This window comes from Streptococcus equinus, from assembly GCF_900104225.1.
Lineage (GTDB): Bacteria > Bacillota > Bacilli > Lactobacillales > Streptococcaceae > Streptococcus > Streptococcus equinus_D.
In genome coordinates, this window is the sequence record NZ_FNJK01000012.1 from 1 (window position 1) to 5768 (window position 5768).

A 5768-nucleotide genomic window follows, 5' to 3' on the forward strand; every position below is an offset into this window, starting at 1 on the left:
TAAAAGTAAAGGCAACTTTTCCTTTGTTGGAAACTGACGTTTCAAAAGTATATTTTGCGTAACCATACAGATTATCATATAAGAGAATTTCTTTACTTTCCTTAGTCCCTACGCCAATACTTTCTAAGTCTTTTTCACTCGGACCACCTGGTTTAGATAAGGTTTTATTAATCTTAGCACCTTTTTTCCAAGTTAGGGCAATTGGCATAGCTGTCGCAAGTGCCATTGCACCTGATAAATTCATGTACCCACTATATTTTGATGTTTGAAGTTCCTTAGCTAGGTCACTTTTAAGCTGATCACGTCTAGCCTTACCGCTAACAACAAGCTTAGTTTCTTTAACTTCTGTTTTAAAAGCTGTTTTCTTGTAGAAATCCTTAGCTTTTTTGCTAGTATACGAACCACTTCCTAGGTCAGATAAGCTTGTAATTTGCGTGTTTTGTTCGTCTAGGATGTCGCCTGCTTCGCTGGTAAAGACTGTGTTGTTAAACGTCCCCATGTCCTTGATGGTGTTGGTCAGGACTTTCTTCGCGCCTCTAAATTCTGAAATGGCATCATCCGTTGTGACCTTATTCAAAGTAATAATGTCTGCGACATCGTCAATTGCCTTATTAATCGCGTCTGAGCTTGTCTTTAACTGTTCTAGTGGTGAGCCGAACTTATCCACCATTTGTTGTAAGACATCCGTGTCGATAATGGCAGAGTCGCTATTTTCACTCACAATACTCTTAAAAGTGCTGATGAGATTGTCATAACCTTGTGATATGACATCCAAGCTGTTCACGTAATTGGTCAACAAAGGTACTTGGTAGTTATTAATTTTGTTATCAATCGCATCTTTGACATCACCTTTTAGAGCCTCTGAATTGGCTGCGCTTTTAAGCTTTTTCTTGGCACTTGATAGTTGACTCTTTGTTTGGCTGATAGAGCTTTTGAGGCTATCGCGCTGCGCTATTACCTCACTCATCTTAATCTTCATAAATCTCTCCCAAAATTTAACCGATATTTTCTAATCATTATATCATAAATTGAAACAGTTTTCAGAAATACAGCCAAAAACACCTGAATGAGCTCTACAGGTGGCTTTTGCTGTATTTAAGTTCTAAAATAATTTCTTCTTGTTTTTCACTCAAAACAGACTCCGATTCTAACAGTCGCTTCTAGCGTTAACAGATACAGAAAAAGCGCAAAAACGTCTTAAAATCAATCAATCTGCTTTCGGGGAATTTTCAATTTTTCTTCCCACTCATGATAAACTTTTAAAAATCTGTCTTCTTCATCATCATGATAACCCTCAAAAACCACTTCATCGATATTCTCATGTTGGAAGAACAAAGTTGAATTTGTTTGCAGTCCTGCGGGATAGAGAACACCAATATAGTCCGCAAAGACCTGTTCACCAGTTTCTGGATCTTCAAAAATAGCCCCACGACCAACAATCACTAACTTTTGTGTCCCTTCTTCAAGATAAACAATACTTCATAACGGTAATAATTCTTTTGACTTATTCATTCTTTGTTAACTCCTTGTGTTTTTTCAAATATTTTTTCCCATACCATTCTTCAAGAGATTTACCTTCCCAATTACGATATTCTTCTGAGTATTTGAGTTTGTAGTAGGCTGTAAGCATGTAAGGAAATATTAAATATACCTCAAATATTGAAATTATAATATTTGCAGTAAAAAGAAGTAATAAAAAGCCTAAGAAAGTTACATTATCAGTAAAATTCAAATCTCTACTTTTTATAAAAAATTTGACAAGAACAAGTGTAAATAGAATTAAACCACCATAATTTTTCAAAAATTGAAAGCACTTATCACTTTTAGAAATTCTATCAATATCTCCATACAAATTTCTTTTTAGTGACTGATTTCTAAAATAAATCACCATAACAATAATAATAACATTCAGTAAAAAAAATATTATTGAATTCCATTTTCCTAATGTTGGAAAAATAAATGTAATAAAAAATAGGTTAAACTCAATCAAAAGCCATAATATATATGTCACAAAAATATGAAAATGTCCTCGATATCCCAAAATAAAGTATTGATTAAAAAATTTCCCCAAAAGAACAACTCCCAACCATATAATTCCCAAAATATAATAGAGCTTGTATGTCATAAAGTTAGTAGTCGGTGGTACTAAAAAGTTGTTAAAACCACCACCTCTAAACAATAAATCGGATAAAAAAGCAGGTAGTAAATTTAAACCAAAAACAAAAATAACAGTTAAAACACAGAGCCATACAGTTGATTTTAGTGTTCCTCTTAGTGCCATTTTTTCTTCTGTTTCAACCTCTTTTAAAAAATGATTTATAGCATACAAAACCATTCGATCATCGTATAAATTCAAACTTTCTTCAAAACTTGCGTTAAATATAGATTTTTTCATTTTTCTATTCCAAATACTTCTTGATACTAACTATAAAAAAGGATACATCTTATAAGAATAGCCTACAATTGTATTCTACTTTGATATAAGCGGTCCACTTCTTTATTTTTTATAACCTTCAACTGTAAATTTAGGATATTGAATATTTGAAATGAGTTCATCGTAATTAGCGATCAATTGCTGAAATGACACATCAACATAGCCCAAAAAGAGAACTTCATCAATATCTTCTTTGTTGAAAAAAGCTAAATCCTGATTAACCACTCCTAAAGGAAGAGGCACTGCTCCAAAATCAAAATACCCCTTCTGTCCATGTTTTTCAGTGACAGGAAAAAGTGTCGTAATCATTAAACTCTGCGAACCACCATTCACACGAACGACAGTCCCAATTGGCAAATGCTCTCTATTCATTATCTAATTCCTCCAAATATTTCTTAGCCTCACGAACGTAGAAAAGTTCTGGATTCTCATTTGCGATTTTTTGGAAGTTTTCTTTGGCAGCAAATTTATTTTCTTTAATAAGCTGATTTCTTCCTTCATAGTAATCAAACATCAATTGAATCAATTTTTTACTAGATTTCATTTTTGAGATTTCTGATAGATTTTTATTTAAAATGATTAACTGACGTATTTCAGAACAATTTTGTAAAAGAACTTCCTTAAGCTTTTTATTCTTATTATTTTTTAAACTAATATTTTCAAACTCTAAAAATAGCTGATTAATATAGTTGTCATCCTTAAAGGAATGAATTGCACTCAAAATATGATAGTATTTTTGAACTAATAAACTATTTTCAGGCGAGTTCTTATTTTTTGAAGATATCGATTCATTACCAAACGCCAAGCAAGCAGCTTCAAAATTTCCTTTATAAAAATCAACAATTATTCGATTATTCAAATAAACATTCTTCTCTTTATTTTTTTGTCTTTGTAAAACATAATCTAAGTATGAAAGATATCTTTTTATATCAAGATTTTGATATAAAATATCCTCGATTAATTGTTTATCCTTTTGATTTTCCTTAAAAAGATAAAATAGTAAACCAAAATAAATAATTGCAACAAGCGTAGACAACACTGTTAATTGAAAATGATTTTTTAAAATACTGATTATAACGAAACCAAGAAGCAAAATCAAAAAAGGGGAAAAAAATAAAAATCTCTTTTTAGGCTTAAAGTAAAGTTCTTCATTTGAGATATTATCTATATTAGGTAATGACATTAAATTCCTCCTTTATCTTCTTTGTCATCTATAATTTGTTCTGCAAGGACTATAGATGATACTGCTATTCCATAACCAACAAGCACCAGCAGTTCCAAAACTTTGAAATGCTACATAACCTCCCAAAGCGACACCTCCAACAATAACCGTACCTGCAGCAACATACTTTCCAACTTCAAAAGTTGCTTTTCCAACATTGAGTAAACCTTCACCTATATCCGACCATTCTGGTCCCCTCGTTTTTCCCCCACCATCTCTTAGGTATTGTCCTTGTTCAAAAGTGGCTTTTTCTTTTAGGTTAGGGACTCCGTTTCTATTTTCTTGAGGTAAGGTGAAGTTTGATTCATTGCTGGTATAGGCTGCCAGAGCGCCATTGATATACTTAACACCATATGTTGTCTTAGACTTTTCATTTCCGATACTGCCTGATACACCAGCGATCCCCTTAGAAGTTGCAGTAACATCATATGATGGATAATTCTCTATAGCTGACCCAGAAACTGGTAAGGTTAATCCTCCTTTTTCAGCTTAGTATCTCCTGACTTAATATTGTTCAAACCTGAACGATTAAAAGTAAAATCAACCTTTTTCCTTGCTTGATACTGAGCTTTCAAAAGTACATTTGGCAACCATACAGGTTATCATATAAGAGAATTTCTTTATCTTCCTTGATATTTGTATGATGAAATTTCATCTAATGCTTTAAGATAAGGCTCTGGAAATAAGGCATCAGTTAAAATCATGTAAACTTCTTTTGTTATAGCAGCAGCTATAAATGGATAAAAAAATATAAATGTTACCATTGCGATAGTTAATAGCCAAAAAACAAACATCATGTCCTTACTAAGCAGAAAAAACGTACCGATAATATAAATAATTGTAAGTAAAAACATTAACAGTTTTATACGAAACTGATAGTTTTGAATATTCTCAGTCGACATTTTTGATATTTTTTTTGAAATATTATTGAACATTACACGAACGACAGTCCCAATCGGTAAATGTTCTCTATTTATTATCTAATTCCTCCAAATACTTCTTAGCCTCACGAACATAGAAAAGTTCTGGATTTTCATTTGCGATTTTTTGGAAGTTTTCTTTGGCAGAGGATTTATCATTAGCATTTAAATAATTAAGTGCTTGGTAATAACATCTCCCAATCTTCACTAACTTTGTACGTGGTTCAGACTCAAAAACATAGTCGCTTACGTTGCCTTTTATAATTTCCAAAATATTTTGTACAGAGTTTTCTCTAGAATTAGTTCTAAATGATTGATGCATCTCTTCAACTTTTTTAACATCTTTTAACATTATATAGTTGAGACATTTAAAATAAAGAATACTATTCTGATAAAAATCGCGATGCCTTAATGTCACCTTAGAAAGATCGATTCTCTCGAGAATATGTAAACTTTTTTCAAAGTTCCCAGAAAAATATTCTACTTGTCCCATACCAAATCGATTAATTTGAAAATATTCTTTTTTTATCTTTTTATTTTTCTCTATTTTATATAAAATATCCAATATTTCTAAATATTTTTCAAAATCAATCTGTTCATAAAAAACAAAGTCAATAATAGATGATAAAATCCTACTAAAGCAAAGAAAAAAGGCAAAAATAAGGAAAGCAATCATAATCATAAATATAAAAATAATATTTGTAAAATTTTTATTATCACTATTTAGTGTTATGCTATACCAATAAATTCCTACAAGTGCTAGTATTATTAATAATGCAAACAAAAAATACTGCATTTTTTTGATACCAACAACAATTTCTTTTCCACTCTTTTTGCTTAACTTCTGTACATACTTATCTTTCATTATTTGAAACCTCATTATTCTCTATAACCAAACTTATTGCTCCACCTACAAGTAATTCAGGTGAAGCTAAAATAATACCTGCACCAATCACAGCACCAACAAGTATTCCAACTGCAATTTCACCAAAATGATTCCAAACAAAGTCACCTGTACTTTTTGCAGTTTTTACTGTTGTATCCGTAGCATTAGAAAAAGAAGTCTTTATATCCGACCACTCTGGACCTCTCGTTTTTCCCCCACCATCTCTCAGGTATTGGCCTTGTTCGAAAGTGACTTTTTCTTTTAGGGTCGCTACATCGTTTGTGGCTTGTTGTGGCAATGCGAAAT

8 protein-coding genes are annotated in these 5768 nt (G+C 31.6%); all 8 read right to left on the minus strand.

What is annotated here, in order from left to right:
* Window positions 1–979, minus strand: a 979-nt coding sequence (locus BLP98_RS09115) for a T7SS effector LXG polymorphic toxin (RefSeq protein ID WP_234792821.1), incomplete at its 3' end; no start/stop codon positions are given.
* A gap of 224 nt (window positions 980–1203) precedes the next feature.
* Entirely contained in the window at window positions 1204–1476 is a 273-nt protein-coding gene (locus BLP98_RS09120; RefSeq protein ID WP_234792822.1) for a DUF4176 domain-containing protein, read from the minus strand.
* Between the two features lie 28 nt (window positions 1477–1504).
* Window positions 1505–2395, minus strand: coding sequence for a hypothetical protein (locus tag BLP98_RS09125; protein WP_074482992.1), 891 nt, complete (start codon window positions 2393–2395; stop codon window positions 1505–1507).
* 102 nt (window positions 2396–2497) lie between these two features.
* Window positions 2498–2806 carry a DUF4176 domain-containing protein gene (locus BLP98_RS09130; protein WP_074482993.1) on the minus strand — a complete coding sequence of 103 codons (309 nt, stop codon included), beginning with the start codon at window positions 2804–2806 and terminating at the stop codon, window positions 2498–2500.
* On the minus strand, window positions 2799–3617 hold the full coding sequence (locus BLP98_RS09135; protein ID WP_074482994.1) for a hypothetical protein: 819 nt from the start codon (window positions 3615–3617) through the stop codon (window positions 2799–2801). The genes BLP98_RS09130 and BLP98_RS09135 overlap by 8 nt, the downstream gene beginning before the upstream one ends.
* A 659-nt stretch (window positions 3618–4276) precedes the next feature.
* Window positions 4277–4510 carry a hypothetical protein gene (locus BLP98_RS09140; RefSeq protein WP_142349376.1) on the minus strand — a complete coding sequence of 78 codons (234 nt, stop codon included), beginning with the start codon at window positions 4508–4510 and terminating at the stop codon, window positions 4277–4279.
* Window positions 4511–4625: 115 nt separating this feature from the next.
* On the minus strand, window positions 4626–5441 hold the full coding sequence (locus BLP98_RS09145; protein ID WP_074482996.1) for a tetratricopeptide repeat protein: 816 nt from the start codon (window positions 5439–5441) through the stop codon (window positions 4626–4628).
* A partial coding sequence (locus BLP98_RS09420; RefSeq protein ID WP_159427433.1) for a hypothetical protein occupies window positions 5431–5768 on the minus strand: 338 nt, incomplete at its 5' end. The genes BLP98_RS09145 and BLP98_RS09420, both read right to left, overlap by 11 nt.

What these genes read in the sequence shown, in the direction of transcription:
- BLP98_RS09145 (WP_074482996.1), bottom strand. Translation starts at nt 5,441, where the DNA reads ATGAAAGATAAGTATGTACAGAAGTTAAGCAAAAAGAGTGGAAAAGAA.
- BLP98_RS09130 (WP_074482993.1), bottom strand. Translation starts at nt 2,806, where the DNA reads ATGAATAGAGAGCATTTGCCAATTGGGACTGTCGTTCGTGTGAATGGT.
- BLP98_RS09140 (WP_142349376.1), bottom strand. Translation starts at nt 4,510, where the DNA reads ATGTTTTTACTTACAATTATTTATATTATCGGTACGTTTTTTCTGCTT.
- BLP98_RS09135 (WP_074482994.1), bottom strand. Translation starts at nt 3,617, where the DNA reads ATGTCATTACCTAATATAGATAATATCTCAAATGAAGAACTTTACTTT.
- BLP98_RS09125 (WP_074482992.1), bottom strand. Translation starts at nt 2,395, where the DNA reads ATGAAAAAATCTATATTTAACGCAAGTTTTGAAGAAAGTTTGAATTTA.